At 62.8% G+C, this 22436-nt stretch carries 23 protein-coding genes; 4 read left to right on the plus strand and 19 right to left on the minus strand.

Annotated features, from left to right (window positions below; genetic code table 11):
* The first annotated feature begins 132 nt into the window (after positions 1–132).
* From GKC28_RS02805 to GKC28_RS02820, 4 genes are all read left to right on the plus strand, one after another.
* Positions 133–1740 carry a peptide chain release factor 3 gene (locus GKC28_RS02805; protein ID WP_174145012.1) on the plus strand — a complete coding sequence of 536 codons (1608 nt, stop codon included), beginning with the start codon at positions 133–135 and terminating at the stop codon, positions 1738–1740.
* A gap of 99 nt (positions 1741–1839) precedes the next feature.
* A complete protein-coding gene (locus GKC28_RS02810) occupies positions 1840–2781 on the plus strand; it encodes a glycosyltransferase family 2 protein (protein WP_174145013.1) in 942 nt (313 codons plus the stop codon).
* 183 nt (positions 2782–2964) lie between these two features.
* The gene (locus GKC28_RS02815) at positions 2965–4359 is read left to right on the plus strand and encodes a DEAD/DEAH box helicase (protein WP_174145014.1); all 1395 of its coding nucleotides are present in this window, start codon (positions 2965–2967) and stop codon (positions 4357–4359) included.
* Positions 4360–4560: 201 nt separating this feature from the next.
* A complete protein-coding gene (locus GKC28_RS02820) occupies positions 4561–4740 on the plus strand; it encodes an RSP_7527 family protein (RefSeq protein WP_174145015.1) in 180 nt (59 codons plus the stop codon).
* A gap of 87 nt (positions 4741–4827) precedes the next feature.
* On the opposite strand, the gene GKC28_RS02825 is transcribed toward GKC28_RS02820, so the two are convergent.
* The 19 genes from GKC28_RS02825 to nuoF all read right to left on the minus strand — a co-directional run bounded on the left by GKC28_RS02825 (position 4828) and on the right by nuoF (position 22433).
* On the minus strand, positions 4828–5592 hold the full coding sequence (locus tag GKC28_RS02825) for a hypothetical protein (protein WP_174145016.1): 765 nt from the start codon (positions 5590–5592) through the stop codon (positions 4828–4830).
* Positions 5593–5756: 164 nt separating this feature from the next.
* A complete protein-coding gene (locus tag GKC28_RS02830) occupies positions 5757–7424 on the minus strand; it encodes a ribonuclease J (protein WP_174145017.1) in 1668 nt (555 codons plus the stop codon).
* Positions 7421–8203: a type III pantothenate kinase gene (locus GKC28_RS02835; protein ID WP_174145018.1), complete on the minus strand. Its 783-nt coding sequence runs from the start codon at positions 8201–8203 to the stop codon at positions 7421–7423. The genes GKC28_RS02830 and GKC28_RS02835 overlap by 4 nt, the downstream gene beginning before the upstream one ends.
* A gap of 12 nt (positions 8204–8215) precedes the next feature.
* Positions 8216–8962 (minus strand): biotin--[acetyl-CoA-carboxylase] ligase, encoded by a 747-nt coding sequence (locus tag GKC28_RS02840; RefSeq protein WP_174145019.1) that lies wholly within the window; start codon positions 8960–8962, stop codon positions 8216–8218.
* 71 nt (positions 8963–9033) lie between these two features.
* Entirely contained in the window at positions 9034–10473 is a 1440-nt protein-coding gene (nuoN, locus tag GKC28_RS02845) for an NADH-quinone oxidoreductase subunit NuoN (protein ID WP_174145020.1), read from the minus strand.
* Positions 10474–10488: 15 nt separating this feature from the next.
* A complete protein-coding gene (locus tag GKC28_RS02850) occupies positions 10489–12039 on the minus strand; it encodes an NADH-quinone oxidoreductase subunit M (protein WP_174145021.1) in 1551 nt (516 codons plus the stop codon).
* On the minus strand, positions 12039–14153 hold the full coding sequence (gene nuoL / locus GKC28_RS02855) for an NADH-quinone oxidoreductase subunit L (protein WP_174145022.1): 2115 nt from the start codon (positions 14151–14153) through the stop codon (positions 12039–12041). The genes GKC28_RS02850 and nuoL overlap by 1 nt, the downstream gene beginning before the upstream one ends.
* A 6-nt stretch (positions 14154–14159) precedes the next feature.
* Entirely contained in the window at positions 14160–14465 is a 306-nt protein-coding gene (nuoK, locus tag GKC28_RS02860) for an NADH-quinone oxidoreductase subunit NuoK (protein ID WP_008553673.1), read from the minus strand.
* A 4-nt stretch (positions 14466–14469) separates the two neighbouring features.
* Entirely contained in the window at positions 14470–15072 is a 603-nt protein-coding gene (locus GKC28_RS02865) for an NADH-quinone oxidoreductase subunit J (RefSeq protein ID WP_174145023.1), read from the minus strand.
* Complete coding sequence (locus GKC28_RS02870; RefSeq protein ID WP_174145024.1) at positions 15069–15500, minus strand: carboxymuconolactone decarboxylase family protein; 432 nt, start codon at positions 15498–15500, stop codon at positions 15069–15071. The genes GKC28_RS02865 and GKC28_RS02870 overlap by 4 nt, the downstream gene beginning before the upstream one ends.
* Entirely contained in the window at positions 15493–15897 is a 405-nt protein-coding gene (locus tag GKC28_RS02875; protein WP_174145025.1) for a carboxymuconolactone decarboxylase family protein, read from the minus strand. Before GKC28_RS02875 ends, GKC28_RS02870 begins: the two co-directional genes overlap by 8 nt.
* Positions 15894–16388 (minus strand): NADH-quinone oxidoreductase subunit NuoI, encoded by a 495-nt coding sequence (nuoI, locus tag GKC28_RS02880; protein WP_019295985.1) that lies wholly within the window; start codon positions 16386–16388, stop codon positions 15894–15896. The genes GKC28_RS02875 and nuoI overlap by 4 nt, the downstream gene beginning before the upstream one ends.
* 3 nt (positions 16389–16391) lie before the next feature.
* Positions 16392–17429, minus strand: coding sequence for an NADH-quinone oxidoreductase subunit NuoH (gene nuoH / locus GKC28_RS02885; protein ID WP_174145026.1), 1038 nt, complete (start codon positions 17427–17429; stop codon positions 16392–16394).
* A 6-nt stretch (positions 17430–17435) separates the two neighbouring features.
* Positions 17436–17822 carry a hypothetical protein gene (locus tag GKC28_RS02890; protein ID WP_174145027.1) on the minus strand — a complete coding sequence of 129 codons (387 nt, stop codon included), beginning with the start codon at positions 17820–17822 and terminating at the stop codon, positions 17436–17438.
* Positions 17819–19843, minus strand: coding sequence for an NADH-quinone oxidoreductase subunit NuoG (gene nuoG / locus GKC28_RS02895; RefSeq protein ID WP_174145028.1), 2025 nt, complete (start codon positions 19841–19843; stop codon positions 17819–17821). The genes GKC28_RS02890 and nuoG overlap by 4 nt, the downstream gene beginning before the upstream one ends.
* A 3-nt stretch (positions 19844–19846) precedes the next feature.
* On the minus strand, positions 19847–20251 hold the full coding sequence (locus tag GKC28_RS02900; protein ID WP_174145029.1) for a DUF5333 domain-containing protein: 405 nt from the start codon (positions 20249–20251) through the stop codon (positions 19847–19849).
* A 101-nt stretch (positions 20252–20352) separates the two neighbouring features.
* Positions 20353–20712, minus strand: coding sequence for a hypothetical protein (locus GKC28_RS02905; RefSeq protein WP_254604134.1), 360 nt, complete (start codon positions 20710–20712; stop codon positions 20353–20355).
* Positions 20713–20714: 2 nt separating this feature from the next.
* Positions 20715–21131 (minus strand): MAPEG family protein, encoded by a 417-nt coding sequence (locus tag GKC28_RS02910; protein WP_174145030.1) that lies wholly within the window; start codon positions 21129–21131, stop codon positions 20715–20717.
* Positions 21132–21134: 3 nt separating this feature from the next.
* Complete coding sequence (gene nuoF, locus GKC28_RS02915) at positions 21135–22433, minus strand: NADH-quinone oxidoreductase subunit NuoF (protein WP_174145031.1); 1299 nt, start codon at positions 22431–22433, stop codon at positions 21135–21137.
* Positions 22434–22436 lie beyond the last annotated feature (3 nt).

Genomic DNA, 22436 nt, shown 5'->3' on the forward strand with positions numbered 1-22436 from the left:
CAAGTGTTACAGGAAAAGCGTTGGCGAATTATAGGCAAAAAATTCTATGCCTTTGCGGAGTGCCCTTGCAATGCAGGCCCCGGCGCTCCGTTTTCCTTGCCTCTGCCGCGGTTTGTGGCTACAGCCTCCGGCATGTTGGACACCGCTGCAAACCGCCCCGAACTGCCTGCCGAAATCGCGCGGCGCCGGACTTTTGCGATCATCTCGCACCCGGACGCCGGCAAGACCACGCTGACTGAAAAGTTCCTGCTATACGGCGGTGCTATTCAGATGGCCGGACAGGTGCGCGCCAAGGGCGAGGCGCGGCGCACGCGGTCGGACTTCATGCAGATGGAGAAGGACCGCGGCATCTCTGTCTCGGCCTCCGCAATGTCTTTTGATTTCAGCGGCTTCCGATTCAATCTGGTGGACACGCCCGGCCACTCGGACTTTTCCGAGGACACCTACCGCACGCTGACGGCGGTGGATGCGGCGGTGATGGTGATCGACGGCGCAAAGGGTGTGGAAAGCCAGACCCAGAAGCTGTTCGAGGTCTGCCGTCTGCGCGACCTGCCGATCCTGACCTTCTGTAACAAGATGGACCGCGAGAGCCGGGACACCTTCGAGATCATCGACGAAATCCAGGAGATGCTGGCGATCGACGTGACCCCGGCCAGCTGGCCCATCGGCGTCGGCCGCGACTTCATCGGCTGCTATGACATGCTGCGCGACCGGCTGGAACTGATGGACCGCGCGGACCGCAACAAAGTGGCGGAAAGCATCGCGATCGAGGGTTTGGACGACCCCAAGCTGGCCGAGCACGTGCCTGCGCATCTGCTGGACAAGCTGCTGGAAGAGGTCGAGATGGCGCGCGAGCTGCTGCCCAGCTTGGACCCGCAGTCGGTGCTCGAAGGCCACATGACCCCGATCTGGTTCGGCTCCGCCATCAACTCCTTCGGCGTCAAGGAGCTTATGGACGGCATCGGCAGCTACGGCCCCGAGCCGCAGCCTCAGTCGGCCGAGCCGCGCCAGGTGAGCCCGGACGAGAAGAAGGTTGCGGGCTTTGTGTTCAAGGTTCAGGCCAACATGGACCCCAAGCACCGCGACCGGGTGGCATTCGTGCGGATGGCATCGGGCCACTTCAAGCGCGGCATGAAGCTGACCCATGTGCGCACCAAGAAGCCGATGGCGGTGTCGAACCCGGTGCTGTTCCTGGCCTCAGACCGGGAACTGGCCGAAGAAGCCTGGGCCGGCGATATCATCGGCATCCCGAACCATGGCCAGCTGCGCATCGGCGACACGCTGACCGAGGGCGAGGCGATCCGGGTGACCGGCATCCCGTCCTTTGCGCCGGAACTTTTGCAGGGTGTGCGCGCGGGCGACCCGATGAAGGCCAAGCACCTGGAAAAGGCGCTGATGCAGTTTGCCGAGGAAGGCGCCGCCAAGGTGTTCAAACCCTCGATCGGCTCCGGCTTCATCGTCGGCGTGGTCGGTCAGCTGCAATTCGAAGTGCTCGCCAGCCGCATCGAGATGGAATACGGCCTGCCGGTGCGGTTCGAGGCAAGCCAGTTCACCTCGGCCCGCTGGGTCAGCGGTGACAAGGCAGCGGTGGACAAGTTCATCAACGCCAACAAGCAGCACATCGCCCATGACCACGACGGCGACATCGTATATCTGACCCGCCTGCAATGGGACATCGACCGGGTGGTGCGCGATTATCCGGACTTGAATCTGACCGCGACCAAGGAAATGATGGTTTGAAGAAACGCCCGGTCCGACCGGGCGTTTTTCTTTGCGGGGCTTGCACTTTACCCTGCCCGCGGAAAGGGTTGTGAAAAACAGCAGGGTAAGAGGCAGGCAATGGCGGATCAGGGCGTCAAATGGGGCATCGTCAGCAGCATAAAGGCGGACGCCGAAACGATTTTGAACTTTGCCGCGTACCATCTGGACCTGGGCGCACACCGGCTGCACATCTACCTGGATGAACCGAATGCCGAAGCCTATGCGCAGCTGAAGCAGCACCCCAAAGTGCGGGTCACGGTGTGCGACGGCAGCTATTGGCAGAAACGCTGCGGCTACCGGCCAGCCAAACACCAAATACGCCAGATACAGAATTCCGCCCATGCCTATCAGCGGATCCAGACCGATTGGATCGCCCATATCGATGTGGACGAGTTTCTCTGGCCCGCTAAGGACCTAGGGCAAATGCTCGCCACCCTGCCCTCCAGCTCTTTGGGCGCCAAGATACGCCCGATTGAAGCGCTGGCGGGACATGACGGCCAATTCAAGGCGATGATTCCAAGGGGGCCGGACCGTGAGACAGAGGTGCGCACCGTCTACCCGGCATTCGGAGGGTTCTTGAGGGGCGGTTTCCTCAGCCACACAGCCGGCAAGATCATTGCCAGGACGGGCGTGCCGCAGGCGGAGGTGCGCATTCACAGTATGTATTTGGCAGGCAAAAGGATCAAAGTGTCCACCGCTCTGGAGGAAGTTGACCTTTGCCATTGCCATGCTCTGAGCTGGGAACAGTGGCAAACCACCTACCAGTACCGGTTGCAGCACGGCTCGTACCGGCCGGGATTGAAGCCTGGGTATTCGCGGCTGTTCGGCGGATTGAACTCACATGAGCTTCTGTCGCTGATCGAAGAGGAGCACGGACAAGACGGTCTGCGCAGCTTCTTTGATGAGGTCAGCGCCCGGGACCCGGCGGTCTACCGTAAGCTGCAGGAGCGCGGGCTGGTGCGGAATCGCCCTCTCGGCCTGGAGGAGAAACGGCAAAAACACTTCCCCGGTTTCGGCTGATTTGTTTCCATTTTGCCGATCCCGGCGATGAAAACCCTGCAAAATCCAGCATTAATTGACCTGCGCATGGGATTTTGCTATGCCCCGCGACGAGCCGGCAGCTGCCACACCGCATGACCTTTTGCGGAGCCGGCTGCAACACACACGCGCGGGCCAGGTCAGTGTCCGCAATGACGGATGCATATGACAAAATTCACCGATCTGAACCTTAATCCCAAGGTCCTCAAAGCTATTGAGGAAGCCGGGTACGAAACCCCCACCCCGATTCAGGCGGGGGCCATCCCGCCGGCGCTGGAAGGGCGCGATGTTCTGGGAATCGCCCAGACCGGCACCGGCAAGACCGCGTCGTTCACGCTGCCGATGATCACGCTTCTGGCCCGCGGCCGCGCCCGCGCCCGGATGCCGCGCAGTCTGGTGCTGTGCCCCACCCGCGAACTGGCTGCCCAGGTGGCGGAAAACTTCGACACCTATGCCAAGCATGTGAAGCTGACGAAGGCGCTACTGATCGGCGGCGTGTCCTTCAAGGAGCAGGACGCGCTGATCGACAAGGGCGTCGACGTGCTGATCGCCACCCCGGGCCGCCTGCTGGACCATTTCGAGCGCGGCAAGCTGCTGCTGACCGGCGTGCAGATCATGGTGGTGGACGAGGCCGACCGGATGCTGGACATGGGTTTTATTCCGGACATCGAGCGCATCTTCTCGCTGACGCCGTTCACCCGACAGACCCTGTTCTTCTCGGCCACCATGGCGCCGGAGATCGAACGGATCACCAACACCTTCCTGTCGGGTCCGGCCCGTATCGAAGTGGCCCGTCAGGCCACGGCGTCGGAGACAATCGAACAGTCCGTTGTGCAGTTCAAGGCGTCGCGCCGCGATCGCGAGGGCAGCGAGAAGCGCAAGGTCCTGCGCGCATTGATCGATGCCGAGGGCGACAAGCTGACCAACGGCATTATCTTCTGCAACCGCAAGACGGATGTGGATATCTGCGCGAAATCGCTGAAGAAATACGGCTATGACGCGGCTGCCATCCATGGCGACCTGGACCAGAGCCAGCGGACCAAGACCTTGGACGCCTTCCGCGAAGGGTCCTTGCGGATCCTGGTGGCCTCGGATGTGGCCGCACGCGGCCTGGACGTTCCCAGCGTCAGCCATGTGTTCAACTTTGATGTGCCCGGCCATGCAGAGGATTACGTTCACCGCATCGGCCGCACCGGCCGTGCGGGCCGCGAGGGCAAGGCGATCACCATCTGCATCCCGCGCGACGACAAGGCACTGGCGGCAGTGGAAGGCCTGATCCAGAAGGAAATTCCGCGGCTGGAGAACCCGGTCAAGCCGGAACCCAAGACGGAGAAGCCTGCCCGTGCTGCAAAGGCAGACAAGGCAGACGCGGATACCCGTGAAAGCCGCAAGGACGAGGGCCGTGATCGCCGCAGGGATGAAAAGCCCACGCAGAAGCCGGAGCGTTCTTCTGGCCGCGGCGGCAAACACGGCAAGCGCGACGACAAGGTTGTGGTCGGCATGGGCGACCACCTGCCGAGCTTTATCGCGCTCAGCTTTGCCGAGCGCCGCGCCAGCTGATCCGACACATTCTGATTATTGAGGCCGCCCTCCCCGGGGCGGCCTTTTTAGTGCCCCCAGGGCAATTCATCATGCTGCAAGCGCATGGACACCTTTGCACTTGCAGCATAGCGGGTCTTCGATCTTGTGTGGCGTCAAGCCGCGCAAACCGGCGTATTGCTTCCATCAACAAGAAACGCGCCATTGATGATGGGCCACGCCATGAATACCAACGACACCAAAACCCTGACCATTTCCCAGTTCCAGGCCATTGAGGCCCGCGCCCACGAGCTGCGCGCCGAGGCCTTTGCCTCGATGATGCGCCGCCTGTTCAGCGCCCTGTTCAGCGCCCCGCGCAAGGTGGTCTCCTGCCCCAGCTGCGCCCGCCCGCTGCACGGCTGAGGCTGCCGCGGCTCCCTCTGGAGCAGCACAGTATTGAAAACGCCGCGTGCCCCAGGGGCCGCGGCGTTTCTGTTTCCAAAGCCCACGTCACTGATCCCGGGGCAGGAAACCAGAGGGATTGAAGACATCTGCGTAGGTCCCTTCATCCGCGTACCAGCCCTCGAAGAAATCCTCAGGTCTTGCCATCTGGAGCGCTTTGCTTGTCATGGCAATAATGGCCTCCGTGCCATCCAGGCTCCAGGTCATCAACACGCCCGCGTCGGGGAGGTGCACCCCCCATACGGCCGGACTTGTGATGCTTTGCGGTAGTAGGTAGCAAGGCTCAGCTTTTCTGAAGACCGAGGGCGTCACCGTGTTGCTGTGGTGCCTGAACTCATCCCAGGCTGTCACCTGCGCACATCCGAAACAGGAGAGAAATTCCTGCACAACGGGTTCCAGTATGGTGGTCAACCCGTCGTCCTCCGGCAAGTAGAGCCGGTTTTCCTTGCAGTAGGCGGTCAGCCGCTTCTGCAGGTCTATGCCGGCACGGTCCTGATAGCCGATGCAAGCCAGCACCCAGATCGCCAGGTAAACCTCACCCCTGGGCAGGTCCGGTGCGACCGCCTGGTGAACCGCCGCCCAGGAGACCGCTTCTCCGCGTGACTTTATCATGTCACCGAAATTCTCCGGCCGGTCATCGTAAGTAAGAACATCTTCATAGATTTCTTTGCCAGCGAAAGAGGCCAAAGTCTCCGCTTTGCGGATCCGGTAAAAGGGATGCAGCGCAACAAACACATGGTCATAAATGCCTTCCCACCAGGTCAGCATGGGCACTTTGGAACCGGGATGCTGGATTGCCCGATCGGCTGTCATGAAATCTGCACCTCGAAAACGCCCCCTGAAACAGTTCTAAACGGCCCGCCGCCAGGCACAACATCGCCGCGGCCCCGTCAGGGGGCGCGGCGCCTGGCCAAACGGGGCCTGCTGCATCGGTGATGCGGCTTGGCCGGGCGGGAGCACCGCCCTGCCCCGGAGCATCAGCGCATGCGGCTGACCACCACTGTCACCTCGGGCTTCTTGCCGATCTCGGCTTGCGCGGTCTGGCGGGCGATGCGGCGCAATTCCTGCTCCAGCCTGTCGTCATCGCGCAGGGTCTTGGCGCCGGCGCGCATCAGGAACTGGTTCAGGTCCTCCTCCAGAACCTCCACCAGAGCGGCACTGGAGGTCCCGGTTTCCGGCAGGCCCTTGAGGTCGCACCAGGGCTCTCCCAGCGGCTCGTCTTCCTCGTCGAGGATCACCGTCACCAGCACATGGCCGTTCAGCGCCATACGGATACGGTCGCGCACGATGCCGTCCAGCGCGCCGTATTTGACGGTGCCATCCAGATAGGTCCGGCCGGTCTCGATCCACTCGGTCACAGACGGCGCGTCGCCGGTCAGGTCCATCATCATGCCGTTCACCACCACGGCGCTGGCGATACCCTTTTCCTCGCCCAGGCGGGCGTGCTGGCGCAGGTGGCGGTGCTCGCCGTGCATCGGAATCAGCATCTTGGGCTTTAACAGCTTGTGGACCGCCTCCAGATCCGGGCGGTTGGCGTGGCCGGAGACGTGGTACAGGCCGGAGCTGTCATCAACCACATCCACGCCCATTTCAGAGAACTGGTTGATGATGCGGATGACGCCCTTCTCATTGCCCGGAATGGTCTTGGAGGAGAACAGGAACAGATCGCCCTCCTTCAGCTCCAGCCCGCGGTACTTGCCGCGCGCCAGCTGTGCCGTCGCTGCGCGGCGTTCGCCCTGGCTGCCGGTGGTGATCAGCATCAGGTTGTCGCGCGGCACGTTGGCGGCGTCCTCCGGGCTGATCACCTTGGGGAAATCCACCAGCACGCCGGTCTCCACCGCCGCCTCGATCATGCGGCGCATAGCGCGGCCCAGAAGGACCACGGAGCGGCCCGCCTTAACGCCCGCCTCGGCCAGGGTTTTCACCCGCGCCACGTTGGAGGCGAATGTGGTGGCAGCGACCAGCCCCTTCGCCTCGGAAAACAGCTTGGTGATCTCCTCCGGAAGTTCGGATTCCGAGCGGCCCGGGTGCTGCGAGAACACATTGGTGGAATCGCAGACCAGTGCCTGAATGCCGTTCCCTGCGATTTCCGCCCACATCTCCGGATCAAAGGGTTCGCCGACCAGCGGGTTCGCGTCCAGTTTGAAGTCGCCGGTGTGCACCACCCGCCCTGCCGGGCTGTCGATCACGAGCCCGCCGCTTTCGGGGATCGAGTGGCTCATCGGCGCAACGCCGATGGTGAAGGGGCCAAGCTTTGTCACTTCGGGCCAGGCCTGCACGGTGTGCACATTGGCCGGGTCGTGGCCTGCCTCTTCCATCTTGCGGCGTGCCAGGTTGGCGGTGAAGGCGCGGGCGTAGATGGGCACGTTCAGATGCGCGTAGAGATGGGCAATCGCGCCGATGTGGTCCTCATGCCCGTGGGTGATGAAGATGCCTTCCAGCCGGTCGGCGCGCTCCTTCAACCAGGTGATGTCGGGCATGATCAGGTCCACGCCCGGGGTGGTGTCCATGTCCGGGAAAGTCACGCCCAGATCCACCAGGACCAGCCGTTCCTTGCCCTGCGGCCCATAGCCGTAGACATAGGCGTTCATGCCAATTTCACCCGCCCCGCCGAGGGGCAGGTAGATCAATCTATCACTGCTCATGCGTCAGTACCGTTTTCCTTGTTGTATTTATGGATGATCTGCAGCCCATGCATGGTGAGATCATCCTCATATGCGTCGAACAGATCGGCAGATTGCTGGAACAATGGCGCCAGCCCGCCGGTTGAGATTACTTTCATCGGCACCGCGCGCTCGGCCTTGATACGGGCGCAGATCTCGCGCACGAGGCCGACATAGCCCCAGAACACGCCGGATTGCATGCAGGCGACGGTGTTGGTGCCAATCACGTTCTGCGGTTTGGAAATGTCCACATGGGGCAGCGCGGCGGCAGCCTGGTGCAGCGCCTCCAGGCTCAGGTTCACACCGGGTGCAATCACCCCGCCGACATAAGCGCCGTCCTCGGCCACCACGTCGAATGTGGTCGCAGTGCCGAAATCCACCACGATCAGATTGCCGCCGTAGGTGTCAAAGCCGGAAACCGTGTTGACCAGCCGGTCGGGGCCGACGGCGGTGCCTTCGTCCACCCGCACCGCAACCGGCAGCAGGCATTCGGGTTTGCCCACCACCAAGGGACGCGTGTTGAAGTAGCGGTCCGCCAGCACACGCAGGTTGAACACCACCCGCGGCACAGTGGAGGAGATGATCATGTCGGTGATATCCGCCTCGATCCCCTGCAGCCGCATCAGCGTGTTGAGCCAGACATAATACTGGTCGGCAGTGCGCTGCCAGTCGGTGGCGGTGCGCCACATGCCGATGAACTTCTCCCCGTCATAGATCGAGAAGACGGTATTGGTATTGCCGCAATCAACTGCCAGAAGCATTGCTGCCCCTTCCTAGAAATAGATGTCGGCCGCGGGAATGCTGACGCGGCCCTTGGCGGTGTTTAGGACAAGGTTGCCGCTGGCGTCCACCGTTTCAAAGGTGCCTTCGGTTTCAGACGACGCGGTTTTGGCAGTGATCACCTCGCCCAGCTTGGCCGCGCGGGCCAGCCATTCGGTGCGGATTGGTTCGAACCCGTAGGTTGCGAACTGCTGCTCGTAACGGGCAAAAGCCTCGGCCACGGCTTCCAGGAATTCCTCCGGTGTGACCTGCACGCCGGTTTCCGACAACAGCGACACCGGCCAGACCGCGCCGGGCTCCAGCCATTCCTTCATCGGGGTTTCTACAAGGTTGACGCCGATGCCGACAAACAGATGGTTGCCCCCCTGTCCGTTGCCAGCGCTTTCCAAGAGGATGCCCGCCAGCTTGCCGCCCTTCAGCAGCACGTCGTTGGGCCACTTCAGCGTCAGGCCTTCGCTGCGGCCGGTGACCGCGACGCAGGCATCATAGACCGCCAGCGCCGCCACGAAGCTGCGCAGCGCCGCCTGATCCGCGGCGCCCTCGGGGCGCATCACCAGAGTGGCGGCGAAGTTGCCCTTGGGGTCCTTCCAGTCACGGCCGCGGCGGCCCCTGCCCTGGGTCTGCCGCAGGGCCAGGATCCATTCTGGCCCCGCCAGCTCCCCCGCGATGCGGGCTGCCTCATTCAGGGTGCTGTCCACCTCGGCGAGCACCCGTTTTCCGTATCCAGCTGGCCAGCTCATCTGCGTTCCTCAAAAAGTGCGAAAAGGCCCGGTCGCGTGACCGGGCCCTGTCAGCCTGCCTGAAAAGCAGATCAATTTACAAGGGTTGCTGCCGCGGCCGCAGCGGCGCCGTCGATGCCGAACTGGTAAACCACGCCCACCAGCATCATTGCGGCAGAGGCCATCAGCGCCACACCCAGCACCGGAGAGCCCTTGGCTTCGACATCGTCCTCGCCAGTGCCGAAGTACATGTAGAAGACGATGCGGATGTAATAGAACGCACCGATGACGGAGGCCACGGCGGAAGCGATGACCAGCCCCATCAGGCCGGCGTCCACGCCCGCCTGCCACACGCCCAGCTTGGCAAAGAAGCCCAGCATCGGCGGCACGCCCGCCAGCGAGAACATCAGGATCAGCACCGCCAGCGCCTTGCCCGGCTCGCGCGCGGCGAACTGGTTCAGGGCCAGGATGTCGGTCACCGGCTTACCGTCCTTCTCCAGCATCAGGATGAAGGAGAAGGTGCCGATGTTCATGGTGACGTAGATCGCCAGGTAGACCAGCATCGCGGTGATGCCCTGTTCGGTGCCCGCGGCCAGGCCGATCATCGCATAGCCCATATGGGCGATGGAGGAGAACGCCATCAGCCGCTTGATGTCGCGCTGGCCGATCGCCGCGATGGCGCCCAGGAACATCGACAGCACCGACAGCACCACGATGATCTGCTGCCAGTCAGCGATTGCACCGCCAAAGGCGTCAAACAGCACCCGGGCAAACAGCCCCATGGCCGCGACCTTGGGCGCGGTGGCAAAGAAGGCGGTGACCGGGGTCGGCGAGCCTTCGTAGACGTCCGGTGTCCACATGTGGAACGGAACCGCCGAAACCTTGAACGCCATGCCGGAGATCATGAAGACCAGGCCGAACAGCATGCCGATGGACATATGGCCCTGTTCCGCCACCTGGACGATGCCCGCGAACTGGGTGGTGCCGGCAAAGCCGTAGACCAGCGAGGCGCCATAGAGCAGCAGGCCCGACGACAGCGCGCCCAGCACGAAGTACTTGAGGCCCGCCTCGGTCGACTTGACGCTGTCGCGGCGCATGGCGGCCACCACGTAAAGCGACAGCGACTGCAGTTCCAGCCCCATGTAGAGGGACATCAGGTCGCCGGCGGAGACCATCATCATCATGCCGACCGCGGCCAGCGCCACCAGGACCGGATATTCGAACCGCAGGATACCGCGGCGCGCCATGTACTCCTGGCTGATCAGCAGCACGGCAGACGCGCCCAGCAGCAGCGCCACCTTGGCAAAACGGGAGAAGCCGTCGTCGATGAACATGCCGCCAAATGCGGTCTGGGTGCCGGCCGGGCTGGAGGCGATCCAGAACGCGACCAGCGCCAGCAGCGCTGCCGTGCTCCAGACCAGCGGCACCGCCAGCTTGTCCTTGCCGGTGTAAACGGCGCCGATCAGCGCCGCCATGGCGTAAAGCGCCAGAACGATCTCTGGCAGGATTACAGTAAGATCAGCTTGGATCATCTGCCTGATGCTCCCTTAGTGCGAAGCAATCTGGGTGGCTGCGGGCGCAGTGTCCGCAGCAGCCAGAGACTGGTTGAAGTTTGCGATCAGCGCCTCGGTCGACGGCGCGATGATGTCGGTGACCAGCGCCGGGTAGACCCCCAGCAGCAGGGTCATGGCGACCAGCGGCGCGAAGACGAAACGCTCGCGCGGGGACATGTCGCGGATGCCCATCAGGCTGCCTTTGATCAGGTCGCCGAACACCACGCGCCGGTAGAGCCACAGCGCATAAGCCGCCGAGAAGATCACGCCGGTTGCTGCCACAGCAGTCACCCAGGTATTCTTCTGGAAGGCGCCCATCAGGGTCAGGAATTCACCGACAAAGCCCGAAGTGCCCGGCAGGCCGACGTTGCCCATGGTGAAGAACATGAATACCAGCGCATAAGCCGGCATGCGGATCACCAGGCCGCCATAGGCGTCGATGTCGCGGGTGTGCATGCGGTCATAAATCACGCCGACGCAAAGGAAGAGCGCGGCGGAGATGAAGCCGTGCGACAGCATCTGGAAAATGGCGCCGTCGATGCCCTGCTGGTTGGCGGCAAAGATGCCCATGGTGACAAAGCCCATGTGCGCAACAGAGGAATAGGCGATCAGCTTTTTCATGTCCTCCTGCACCATCGCCACCAGCGAGGTGTAGACCACCGCGATCGCAGACATCCACAGGACCACATCGGTCATCACATCCGCCCCCACCGGGAACATCGGCAGCGAGAAGCGCAGGAAGCCGTAGCCGCCCATTTTCAGCAGGATCGCCGCCAGCACCACGGAACCCGCGGTCGGCGCCTGCACGTGCGCATCCGGCAGCCAGGTGTGCACCGGCCACATCGGCATTTTCACCGCGAAGGAGGCAAAGAAGGCCAGGAACATCAGCGTCTGGGCGCCGCCCAGCACATGGATGCCCAGGACGTCAAAGGACGCCGCCGAGAAGCTGTGGGTCAGCAGGGTCTCGATGTCGGTGGTGCCGGCATCCACATACATGAAGACCATCGCCACCAGCATCAGCACCGAGCCGAAGAAGGTATAGAGGAAGAACTTGAAGGAAGCGTAGATCCGCTCCTTGCCGCCCCAGATGCCGATGATCAGGAACATCGGAATGAGGCCTGCCTCGAAGAACAGGTAGAACAGCACCAGGTCGAGCGCCATGAAGACGCCCAGCATCAGGGTCTCCAGCAGCAGGAAGGCGATCATGTATTCCTTGACCCGGTCGGTGACCGACCAGCTGGCCAGGATGGTCAGCGGCATGATGAAGGTGGTCAGCATCACAAACAGCACCGAGATGCCGTCCACGCCCATCTTGTACTTCAGGCCGAAGATCCACTGGGCCTCTTCCACGAACTGGAAGCCGGTGTTGGCCGGGTCGAACTGGGAATAGATGCCCAGGCTCACCAGGAAGGTGATCGTGGTGGCAAAGAGCGCAACAAACTTGGCGTTGCGCTGCGCCGCCTTATCCTCGCCGCGCAGGAACAGGGCCAGGATGGCCGCCGCGAGCGCCGGGATGAAGGTGACAATAGAAAGGAGATTGTCCATCAGTGCGCTCCTCCGCCGATCGACATCCAGGTGACCAGGGCGGCAATGCCCAGCACCATCCAGAAGGCATAAGTGAAGATGTAACCGGACTGCGCCCGGCCCGCGAGGCGGGTGAAGAAGGGCACAACGCCCATAGCCAGGCCATTCAGGAAGCCGTCGATGGTGCTGCCATCGCCGCGTTTCCAGAAGAAGCGGCCAATGGCCACGGCCGGCTTGACGAAGATCAAGTCATAGATCTCGTCAAAGTACCACTTGTTCAGCAGGAACAGGTACAGCGGGCGCTGCTGCTTCGCCAAACGCGCGGGCAGCGACGGGTTCCAGATGTAGAACCACAGTGCCAGCACCAGGCCGCCCAGCATTGCCATGAACGGGGACAGTTTCACCCATTTCGGCGCCGCATGGGCATCTTCCAGGATGTGGTTGTCCGGCGCGATGTACAGCGCGCCCTCGCCCGGCTTGCCGGCAAACACATAGTGATGCTCGCCGCCATGTGCGGCTTCTTCACCGTGCGCGGCGTCCTCGCCGTGCGCAGCCTCTTCACCGCGGCCGGCCTCTTCGCCATGCGCCGCGGCGGACGCTTCCGCCACCGGGATGCCGTAGAACTTGCCAACCTGGTCAGCGTGGCCGAAGAAGCTGCTGTACCAGATCATGCCAGCCGTAACCGAACCCACCGCCAGCACGCCCAGCGGCACCAGCATGGTCCAGGGACTTTCATGTGCATGTTCGTGGGTGTGCTTGTCGCCGCGCGCTTCGCCGTAGAAGGTCATGAAGATCAGGCGCCAGGAGTAGAAGGAGGTCATGAAGGCCGCGATCACCAGCGCCCAGAAGCCGAACATCGAGCCGCCCGCATAGGCGCTTTCGATGATCGCGTCCTTGGAGACGAAACCGGCAAAGCCAACCCAGCCGCTGAGCGGGATACCGACGCCGGTGATGGCCAGGGTGCCGATCATCATCGCCCAGAAGGTATAGGGGATCTTCTTGCGAAGCGCGCCGTAGTTCCGCATGTCCTGCTCGTGGTGCATGGCGTGGATCACCGAACCGGCGCCAAGGAACAGCATCGCCTTGAAGAAGGCGTGAGTGAACAAGTGGAACATGGCTGCGGAATACATTCCAACGCCGGCGGCCACGAACATGTAGCCCAGCTGCGAGCAGGTCGAATAGGCGATCACGCGCTTGATGTCGTTCTGCACCAGGCCGACAGTTGCCGCGAAGAAGGCAGTGGCAGCCCCCAGCACGGTGATGAAGGCCGCGGCCTCAGGCGCGAACTCGATCAGCGGCGACATGCGGCAGACCAGGAACACGCCCGCGGTCACCATGGTCGCGGCGTGGATCAGCGCTGAAACCGGGGTCGGGCCTTCCATCGCGTCCGGCAGCCAGGTGTGCAGGATCAGCTGTGCCGATTTGCCCATCGCGCCGACAAAAAGCAGGAAGGCCAGCAGGTTCGCCGCGTTCCACTCGGTCCACAGGAAGGAGACCTGGGTTTCCGCCAGCGTCGGGGCGGCTGCAAAGATGTCCGCCAGGTTGATGCTGTCGGTCAGGAAGAACAGGCCGAAGATCCCCAGCGCAAAGCCGAAGTCGCCGACGCGGTTGACGATGAACGCCTTGATCGCCGCCGCATTCGCGGAAGGCTTGCGGTAGTAGAAGCCGATCAGCAGGTAGGAGGCAACGCCCACGCCTTCCCAGCCGAAAAACATCTGCACCAGGTTGTCGGAGGTCACCAGCATCAGCATCGCGAAGGTGAAGAACGACAGATAGGCAAAGAAGCGCGGCTTGTAGCTTTCGCCCTCTTTCCACTGCGGGTCATGGTCCATGTAACCGAAGGAATAGAGGTGCACGAGCGACGACACGGTGGTGATCACGATCAGCATGATCGCGGTCAGCCGGTCCAGCCGGATCGCCCAGGAGGTCGACAGCGAGCCGCTTTCGATCCAGCGGAAGATCTCGATGTTCTGGGTCACCCCGTCAAACGCGAGGAAGGTGATCCAGCTGAGCAGCGCCGACAGGAACAGCAGCGCCGTGGCGGTCACGGTGGCGGCTTTCTCGCCGATCATCTTGTGGCCGAAGCCGCAGATCACCGCCCCCACAAGCGGGGCAAAGAGGAGGATGGTTTCCATGGTTCTTTAGCCCTTCATCACGTTGACGTCTTCCACGGCGATGGTGCCGCGGTTGCGGAAGAAGCAGACCAGGATCGCCAGGCCGATGGCGGCCTCGGCGGCGGCCACGGTCAGCACGAACAGGGTAAAGACCTGCCCCACCAGATCACCCAGGAAGGAAGAGAAGGCAACCAGGTTGATGTTCACCGCCAGGAGCATCAGTTCGATGCTCATCAAGAGGATGATCACGTTCTTGCGGTTCAGGAAGAGCCCGAAGATGCCGATGACGAACAGCGTCGCCGCGACGGTCAGATAATGTTCAAGTCCGATCATGTGCTCACAGCCCCTGCCCCGGTTTCACGTCCTTGAGCTCCATCGCGGCGGCCGGGTCGCGCATCATCTGGGCAACCACGTCCTGGCGCTTGACGTCGGTGCGGTGGCGCAGCGTCAGCACGATCGCGCCGATCATCGCCACCAGCAGGATCAGGCCCGCCAGCTGGAACAGAAGGAAATATTGATCATAGATGATGAGGCCGAGCGCCTCGGTGTTGTGGCGGTCGGCAGGCACTGGATTGGCCAGCAGCTCAGGCGCCTTGTGGGCAGTTTCCCAGGCGCCGAAGGCCATCACGAACTGCATCAGGATGACCAGGCCGATCAGCAGAGCGAGCGGCATGTATTTCGCCATCTCCGCCTTCAGCTCTGCAAAGTCGACGTCGATCATCATCACCACAAACAGGAACAGCACCGCGACCGCGCCCACGTAGACGATGACCAGCAGCATGGCGACAAACTCCGCCCCCAGCAGCACAAACAGCCCGGCCGAGGAAAGGAAGGCCAGGATCAGCCACAGTACCGAATGCACCGGCTGACGGCTGATCACGGTGAACAGCCCGCCGGTGATGGCGCTGATGGCGAAGAGGTAGAAGGCAAATACGCTCATGTCTCATCGTCCCTTTTGTCGTCCATGACCGCCTGCGCCAGATCCAGCGCTCTGTTCATGGCCGGAATGCCGGCAAACACCGACATCTGTCCGATCGTTTCCACGATCTCTTGTTTCTTGGCGCCGGCCGCGAGGGCGTGGCGCACGGTCTGGCGCACGGCTGAGTCAGCCTGCGCGCCCTGCATTGTCAGCCCGGCCAGTGTCAGCAGCAGCCGGGTCTTGGCATCCAGCCCGTCCTTGTTGACGGTGTTGCCGAACATCATTTCCATGACCTCTTTGGGCATGGTGGGCCACAGCGCCTCAAACTCCTTGAAAGCCTCGGAGGGCGAGAAGCTCTCCAGCGCCGGGTTGAACGCCTTAGCCATCTGCTGGGCCTGGGCCTGCATCTGCTCCATCATGGATTCAAACGGGTTCTTAGAGTCAGACATCCGCGACCTCCTCCGCTTCGAAGACTTCAATTGCGGCGTTCAGCGCGTTGATCATCGACGGCAGCCCGCCATAGAGCGCCATCTGAAAGATGATCTCGGAGATCTCCTCGCGGCTGGCCCCCACGGCACGTGCGCTGGCGACATTGACCTTCAGCTGCGGACGGGTCTGGCCGCCAAGCGCTGCCAGCGCCGCGACGGTGGCCAGCAGGCGGGTTTTCTCATCCACCGTGCCGCGTGTGTAGAACTGCCCGTAGGCCACGTCCACAATGGTACGCGACAGCCCAGGCACCAGAGCGTCGTAGCGGGCTTGCAAAGCCTCCTCCATGCCGGGATTGACCTGTTCGGACAAGGCCTTGCCGCGGGCATAGGTATCGGTATGGAGCGTTTCAGGGGTCATCGGTACGGCGCGTCGATTTCCAGGTTGCGGGCGATCTCGGCTTCCCAGCGCTCCCCGTTCGAAAGCAGCTTCTCCTTGTCGTAAAACAGCTCCTCGCGGGTCTCGGTGGCGAACTCGAAGTTCGGGCCTTCGACAATCGCATCCACCGGACAGGCTTCCTGGCAGAAACCGCAGTAGATGCATTTGGTCATGTCGATGTCATAGCGCGTGGTGCGGCGGCTGCCGTCCTCGCGCGGTTCCGCGTCGATAGTGATCGCCTGGGCCGGGCAGACCGCCTCGCAAAGCTTGCAGGCAATGCAGCGCTCCTCGCCGTTCGGATAGCGGCGCAGCGCGTGCTCGCCGCGGAAGCGTGGCGACAGCGGGCCCTTCTCGTGCGGGTAGTTCAGCGTTGCCTTGGGCGCAAAGAAGTACTTCAGCCCCAGTTTGAAGCCGACCCAGAAATCCTGCAGCAGGAAGTATTTGGCGGCGCGGGTGTAGTCGATGTTCGCCATCAGTTAGCCTCCCACGGTCCAGCGGGCGAAGATGCCCCAGAACCAGTCAAATTTTGCAGCAAAGGACACGAAGACCACCCAGGCCAGCGAGAACGGCAGGAACACTTTCCAGCCCAGGCGCATCAGCTGGTCGTAGCGGTAGCGCGGGGTGATCGCCTTCACCATTGCGAAGAGGAAGAAGAAGAACGCCATCTTGCCGACCATCCACAGCACGCCGTCCGGCAGACCCGGGATCGGCGACAGCCAGCCGCCGAAGAACAGCAGCGAGGTCAGCGCGCACATCAGGAAGATGGCGATGTATTCACCGGCCATGAACAAGAGGAACGGGGTGGCCGAGTATTCCACCTGGTAGCCCGCCACCAGTTCCGATTCCGCTTCCGGCAGGTCGAAGGGCGGCCGGTTGGTTTCCGCCAGCGCCGAGATGAAGAACAGGAAGACCATCGGGAAATGCGGGATCCAGTACCAGTTCAAGAGGCCCAGATCGCCGTCCTGCGCGCGCACGATGTCGCCGAAGTTCATCGACCCGGTGGAGATGATCACGCCGATGATGATCAGGCCGATAGAGACCTCATAGGAAATCATCTGTGCCGCGGAGCGCAAGCTGCCGAGGAACGGGTATTTCGAGTTCGAGGCCCAGCCGCCCATAATGACGCCGTAGACTTCCAGCGAGGACACCGCGAAAACGTACAGGATGGCGACGTTGATGTCCGAGAGCACCCAACCGTCGTTGAACGGGATCACCGCCCAAGCGATCATTGCCAGCACGAAGCTGGTCATCGGTGCCAGGATGAAAACGGTGCGGTCGGCGCCCGCGGGGATCACCACCTCTTTTACCACGTATTTTAGCGCGTCGGCCACCGATTGCAGCAGGCCAAAGACGCCCACCACGTTCGGCCCCCGGCGCATCTGGACCGCGGCCCAGATCTTGCGGTCCCCGTAGACGAGGAACAGGAGCGAGATCATCACAAAGGCAACAACTGCAAGCACTTGCGCCAGGATCAGAACAGCGATGCCGCCTGGAGTGTTAAAGAAATCAGCCATAGGTCCTCACACCGTGGGTATTCCGTTTGCCGCGCAATCCGCAACCGCGACATCAGCGTCGATGGTGCGCAGCCCGCGCGGCAGAGAGGGCGAAATCAGATAGACCGCATCAGCGGTCCGGCTGCCCCCTGCCTGTTTCGTTGTCGTGCGCACATGGCGCGCAAATCCGTAACCCCGGATCAGCGCATATTGCGCGGCGGCGCATTCCGCATAATTGTCTAGGTCTCCCGGCACGGACGCGCCGCGCATGGAGACATGAAATTGCACCAAATCGCCCTCCAGCAGGCTGGTTTCCACCCCTTCGTACACTGGGGCGGGCCGCTCTCCTTCGCTGCCGGGCGCCATGGCGCAGGCGGCCAGCAGGAAGGGGGTTATGAGGGCGAGACGGTTCATTCGGCGGCCATTGCCTCGTTTCTGCGGGTCTTCACACCCGCCGACAGCTCTGCCATCAGCTGGGATGCGCGGGCAATCGGGTTGGTCAGGTAGAAGTCCTTGATAGCGGGCAGGAAATCGGCATTGCCGAGCTTATCCTGCTCCAGCGGCGCGCCTTCCTTTTCAGTGACTTCGTCGATCCGGGCCAGATGCGGAACCTCTGCGACCAAATCCTGGCGCAGCTGCGCCAGCGAGTCATAGCCCAGCTTGGCCCCCGCCTCGGCGCTGAGCGCGCGCAGGATAGCCCAGTTCTCCTTGGCCTCACCCGGCGCGAACGCAGCGCGCATTGCCAGCTGCGGGCGGCCTTCGGTATTCACGAACAGGCCGTTTTCCTCGGTGTAGGCAGCGCCCGGCAGGATCACATCGGCGCGGTGAGCGCCTCGGTCGCCGTGGCTGCCCTGGTAGATCACAAAGGCGCCAGCTTCGATTTCGACCTCATCAGCGCCGAGGTTGTAGATCACCTCTGCCCCGTCGATGGCAGCCGCCATGCCGCCTTCGGTCACCGCGCCGATGTCCATGGCCCCGACGCGGGAGGCGGCGGTGTGCAGCACCATCAGCTTGGAGCCGGACAGCTCCGCCATCTTCTGGGCCGCTGCCATCACCGCCAGGCCGTCGGCCTCGCGCAGGGCGCCCTGCCCGACGATGATCACGGTCTTCTTGTTGTCACGGGTCTCTTCCGAGACGCCCTTGGCGATCATGTCGCTGAGCGCGTCGCGGCCGGTGCCTGCATGGTAGTACTCATAGGTCAGATCTGCCGCCGGACCGATCAGCGCCACCTCGGCACCCTTGGCCCAGGCCTTGCGGATACGGGCATTCAGCACCGGCGCCTCATCGCGCGGGTTGGTGCCGATCAGTAGGATCATCTCAGCCTCATCGAGGTCTGCGATGGTGGCGGTGCCGGCATAGCCGGCGCGGTTCCCGATCGGCAGGCGGGCGTTGTCGGTGCGGCATTCAACGTTACCGCCAAGCCCCTCGATCAGCTGTTTCAGCGCAAAGGCCGCCTCGACCGGGGCCAGATCACCGATCAGGCCCGCAACCTTCTTGCCTTTCATGGCGGTGGCAGCGGCGGACAGCGCCTCCGCCCAGGTGGCGGGCTTCAGCTTGCCATCGACGCGCACGTAAGGACGGTCCAGGCGCTGGCGGCGCAGGCCGTCCCAGACAAAGCGGGTCTTGTCGCTGATCCATTCCTCGTTCACGCCGTCATGGTTGCGCGGCAGGATCCGCATCACTTCGCGGCCCTTGGTATCCACGCGGATGTTCGAGCCAAGCGCATCCATCACGTCGATGGTTTCGGTTTTGGTCAGCTCCCACGGGCGGGCGGTGAACGCATAAGGCTTCGACGTCAGTGCGCCCACCGGGCACAAGTCGATGATGTTGCCCTGCAGATTCGATTGCAGCGTTTGGTTCAGGTAGGAAGTGATCTCCGCATCCTCGCCGCGCCCGGTCTGGCCCATCTGGGTGATGCCCGCGACCTCGGTGGTGAAGCGGACGCAGCGGGTGCAGCTGATGCAGCGGGTCATGGTTGTGGCAACCAGCGGGCCGAGGTCCAGATCGTCCACCGCGCGCTTGGCTTCCTTGAAGCGGCTGCCCGACAGGCCATAGGCCATCGCCTGATCCTGCAGATCGCATTCGCCGCCCTGATCGCAGATCGGGCAATCCAGCGGGTGGTTGATCAGCATGAATTCCATCACCCCTTCGCGGGCCTTCTTGACCATCGGCGAGTTGGTTTTCACCTGCGGCGCCTGGCCTTCGGGACCGGGGCGCAGGTCGCGCACCTGCATGGCGCAGGAGGCGGCGGGTTTCGGCGGGCCGCCTACGACCTCAACCAGGCACATGCGGCAGTTGCCGGCAATCGACAGCCGCTCGTGGTAGCAGAAGCGCGGGATCTCGACGCCGGCCTCCTCACAGGCCTGGATCAGGGTCATTGCCCCATCCACCTCGATCTCGGTTCCGTCAATGTTGATCTTGCGGAGGTCAGACATGGTCTATTTCGCCCTCAGTAACACGCCGATCGCGCTATTTTTCTCAATCTCTGCACGGCCATAGGTGCAGAATGTTTCGGGTTCGCCGTAGTCAACGCCGTTCTGCGCCAGGAGTTGTTCTCCCTTGGTCCGCATCCGGGCCTTTTCGGCGTCAGATTCGATGTAGCTGCGGATTTCCGCGTCCGAGTAGCCCAGCTCATTTGCCCGAGCTTTGAGCCGGCGCAACTCGCCCAGCCCTTTCAGGTAGCGCGGGGAGATCTCGTCACAGTAATCCGAGACTTCCTTGGCCACGGCGACGGCAAACAGCGGGTCTTCGATTTCCTGCACATCGCGCAGCGACGGTTTGGCCAGCGCCGACGCAGGCAGTGCCACTACGGCGGAAAGTACAGCGGCAATCAGGGCACGCATGGCATAGGACTCCTTCAGTTTCGAAGCCCCCATGCGCAGGCGCGCGCTGCTGCTATGCAATAGCAGCCGGGCCGCAGGGCCCTGATATGCCGGAAATCCGCTCACGGGGTGCAGGTCCCCTGAAACACGGCGCGGCCATCGGTGATGGTCAGCGGGGTTTCTTTGTCACGCGGGTCGTTGGCCCATTCGATTTTTGAGGACCCGTAGGTGGTCACGCAGTATTTTGTGCCGCTGTGGGCCGCCGCTTCGCGCGCGCCCTTGACCGAACGTTCAGCGCCCTTGATTTCGATCCGGAACACTGCGGGATCGGTTTTCTTGTCGATGGGCTTGGCCTTTGCCTTGAAGGCTACGCCGTCATACAACTCGCGGTTCTTGTTGGTCGTGGAGGTGCCGCAGGCCGAAACCAGCGCCAGAGCCGCCAGGCAGGCCGCGGGAACGGCCATCCGGTATGTCTTCATCATGCTCAAAATACTGCCGCCAATGCCAGGATCGCCAGACCCACCATGCAAGCCCAGCCGAGAACGTAGAAAACAGAGCGCGGGCCGCTGTGCGGTTTGCCGATGCCCTGCAGGTGAATGAAAATCATGATGACACGGGACACCACCGCCACAGAGGCCAGCAGGTTCACCCAGAACGGCGCCGCGCCCGACAGAATTGCCACCAATGTCACAGTCAGGAAGGCAGGCAGCGTCTCGCAGCCGTTCAGATAGGCCCGGTTCAGCCGGTAGGCCTTGCTCGCATAGTCCTGCTCAGGCGTGGCGCCTGGTGCAAGGCCCGCTTTCTGCTTGGCCAGCGCCGAGAAAGGCGACAGCGCCAGGGTGATCAGGGAAAAGATCACCAAGGCGGCTAGGGCGTGAGTATATGCGGCGAAGGCGTCCATCAGTTATTCCGCCGCCATCGCGCCCATGCGGCCCGTCTTCTGGGCCTTGATGCGGTCTTCGATCTCCTCGCGGAAGTTCTTGATCAGGCCCTGAATCGGCCAGGCCGCCGCGTCGCCAAGGGCGCAGATGGTGTGGCCTTCGACCTGCTTGGTCACATCCCACAGCATGTCAATTTCTTCCAGCTCGGCCTCGCCCTTCACCAGGCGGTCCATGACGCGCATCATCCAGCCGGTGCCTTCGCGGCAGGGGGTGCACTGGCCGCAGCTTTCGTGCTTGTAGAACTTGGACAGGCGCCAGATCGCCTTGATGATGTCGGTCTGCTTGTCCATCACGATCACTGCCGCGGTGCCGAGGCCGGAGCCCAGCTCGCCGCGCAGGTAGTCGAAGTCCATGATCGCATCGCGCATGTTCTCGCCGCGCACGCAGGGCACCGAGGAGCCGCCGGGGATCACCGCCAGCAGGTTGTCCCAGCCGCCGCGGATGCCACCGCAATGCTTCTCGATCAGCTCCTCGAACCCGATCGACATCGCCTCTTCAACCACGCAAGGGTTGTTGACGTGGCCGGAGATCGCAAACAGTTTGGTGCCTGCGTTGTTCTGGCGGCCGAAACCGGCGAACCAGTCGGCGCCGCGGCGCAGGATGGTGGGCACAACAGCGATGGATTCCACGTTGTTCACGGTGGTCGGGCAGCCGTAAAGGCCCGCGCCTGCCGGGAACGGCGGCTTCATCCGGGGCATGCCCTTCTTGCCTTCCAGGCTTTCGATCAGGGCGGTTTCCTCACCGCAGATATAGGCCCCTGCCCCGTGATGCAGGAAGACGTCGAAGTCCCAGCCGGAGCCAGCGGCGTTCCGGCCCAGCAGACCCTTGTCGTAGCATTCGTCAATCGCCGCCTGCAGCGCCTCGCGCTCGCGGATGTATTCGCCGCGCAGGTAGATGTAGCAGGTATGCGCGTTCATCGCGAAGGAGGCGATCAGCGCGCCTTCGATCAGCGTGTGCGGATCGTGGCGCATGATTTCCCGGTCCTTGCAGGTGCCCGGCTCAGATTCATCCGCGTTCACCACCAGATAGGCGGGTCGGCCGTCGCTTTCCTTGGGCATGAAGGACCATTTCAGCCCCGTTGGGAAGCCCGCGCCGCCGCGGCCGCGCAGGCCGGAATCCTTCATGGTCTGAATGATCCAGTCGCGGCCCTTTTCGATGATGCCCGCGGTGCCGTCCCAATGGCCGCGCGCCTTGGCGCCCGCCAGGTTGCGGTCGTGCATCCCGTAAAGGTTGGTAAAGATCCGGTCCTGATCCTTCAGCATGTG

Source organism: Leisingera sp. ANG59 (genome assembly GCF_013317235.1).
Lineage (GTDB): Bacteria > Pseudomonadota > Alphaproteobacteria > Rhodobacterales > Rhodobacteraceae > Leisingera.

Coding starts and splice junctions, on each gene's coding strand:
- nuoN (WP_174145020.1), bottom strand. CDS start 10,473: ATGATCCAAGCTGATCTTACTGTAATCCTGCCAGAGATCGTTCTGGCG.
- GKC28_RS02865 (WP_174145023.1), bottom strand. CDS start 15,072: ATGAGCGTATTTGCCTTCTACCTCTTCGCCATCAGCGCCATCACCGGC.
- GKC28_RS02835 (WP_174145018.1), bottom strand. CDS start 8,203: ATGCTTCTGGCAGTTGATTGCGGCAATACCAATACCGTCTTCTCGATC.
- GKC28_RS02910 (WP_174145030.1), bottom strand. CDS start 21,131: ATGGACGCCTTCGCCGCATATACTCACGCCCTAGCCGCCTTGGTGATC.
- nuoF (WP_174145031.1), bottom strand. CDS start 22,433: ATGCTGAAGGATCAGGACCGGATCTTTACCAACCTTTACGGGATGCAC.
- GKC28_RS02825 (WP_174145016.1), bottom strand. CDS start 5,592: ATGACAGCCGATCGGGCAATCCAGCATCCCGGTTCCAAAGTGCCCATG.
- GKC28_RS02805 (WP_174145012.1), top strand. CDS start 133: ATGTTGGACACCGCTGCAAACCGCCCCGAACTGCCTGCCGAAATCGCG.
- GKC28_RS02820 (WP_174145015.1), top strand. CDS start 4,561: ATGAATACCAACGACACCAAAACCCTGACCATTTCCCAGTTCCAGGCC.
- GKC28_RS02850 (WP_174145021.1), bottom strand. CDS start 12,039: ATGGACAATCTCCTTTCTATTGTCACCTTCATCCCGGCGCTCGCGGCG.
- GKC28_RS02870 (WP_174145024.1), bottom strand. CDS start 15,500: ATGTCTGACTCTAAGAACCCGTTTGAATCCATGATGGAGCAGATGCAG.
- GKC28_RS02830 (WP_174145017.1), bottom strand. CDS start 7,424: ATGAGCAGTGATAGATTGATCTACCTGCCCCTCGGCGGGGCGGGTGAA.
- nuoL (WP_174145022.1), bottom strand. CDS start 14,153: ATGGAAACCATCCTCCTCTTTGCCCCGCTTGTGGGGGCGGTGATCTGC.
- GKC28_RS02900 (WP_174145029.1), bottom strand. CDS start 20,251: ATGCGTGCCCTGATTGCCGCTGTACTTTCCGCCGTAGTGGCACTGCCT.
- GKC28_RS02815 (WP_174145014.1), top strand. CDS start 2,965: ATGACAAAATTCACCGATCTGAACCTTAATCCCAAGGTCCTCAAAGCT.
- nuoK (WP_008553673.1), bottom strand. CDS start 14,465: ATGATCGGACTTGAACATTATCTGACCGTCGCGGCGACGCTGTTCGTC.
- nuoG (WP_174145028.1), bottom strand. CDS start 19,843: ATGTCTGACCTCCGCAAGATCAACATTGACGGAACCGAGATCGAGGTG.
- GKC28_RS02905 (WP_254604134.1), bottom strand. CDS start 20,712: ATGATGAAGACATACCGGATGGCCGTTCCCGCGGCCTGCCTGGCGGCT.
- GKC28_RS02840 (WP_174145019.1), bottom strand. CDS start 8,962: ATGAGCTGGCCAGCTGGATACGGAAAACGGGTGCTCGCCGAGGTGGAC.
- nuoI (WP_019295985.1), bottom strand. CDS start 16,388: ATGGCGAACATCGACTACACCCGCGCCGCCAAATACTTCCTGCTGCAG.
- nuoH (WP_174145026.1), bottom strand. CDS start 17,429: ATGGCTGATTTCTTTAACACTCCAGGCGGCATCGCTGTTCTGATCCTG.
- GKC28_RS02890 (WP_174145027.1), bottom strand. CDS start 17,822: ATGAACCGTCTCGCCCTCATAACCCCCTTCCTGCTGGCCGCCTGCGCC.
- GKC28_RS02810 (WP_174145013.1), top strand. CDS start 1,840: ATGGCGGATCAGGGCGTCAAATGGGGCATCGTCAGCAGCATAAAGGCG.
- GKC28_RS02875 (WP_174145025.1), bottom strand. CDS start 15,897: ATGACCCCTGAAACGCTCCATACCGATACCTATGCCCGCGGCAAGGCC.